The organism is Acinetobacter lactucae (assembly GCF_013344765.1).
Classification (GTDB): domain Bacteria; phylum Pseudomonadota; class Gammaproteobacteria; order Pseudomonadales; family Moraxellaceae; genus Acinetobacter; species Acinetobacter lactucae_A.
The window spans coordinates 1-431 of record NZ_JABVBF010000434.1 but is presented as its reverse complement, the minus strand read 5'-3'; the positions used below and the strand labels follow the sequence as shown (position 1 = coordinate 431).

Annotated in this window: 1 protein-coding gene; it reads left to right on the top strand. The window is 48.3% G+C overall.

Annotation, left to right across the window (positions count from 1 at the left end):
- A partial coding sequence (locus tag HUN22_RS17715) for an Ig-like domain-containing protein (protein WP_254617574.1) occupies positions 1 to 431 on the top strand: 431 nt, incomplete at both ends.

Here is a 431-nt window from a genome sequence, read left to right as displayed (position 1 = left end):
GATGGTACAGGTACAGCACCAAGCATTAGTGTTGCTGATAGTACATATACAGACCTTGCAGGTAACTTGGGTACAGGCGATGTCTTGGATGGTACAGACGGTTTTGTTGTAGACACTGTTGCGCCAACACTCGCAATTACTACTGATGATCTAGCTCTTGCAGCAGGTGAAACAGCGAACATTAGCTTCACCTTCAGTGAAGCGGTCGCAGGCTTTGATGCAAGCGACATCGTGGTCGTAGGTGGTAGCTTGACTGGCTTGACTACGACAGACAACATCACCTGGACAGCGGTGTTCACACCGGATGGTACAGGTACAGCACCAAGTATTAGTGTTGCTGATAGTACATATACAGACCTTGCAGGTAACTTGGGTACAGGCGATGTCTTGGATGGTACAGATGGTTTTGTTGTAGACACTGTTGCGCCAAC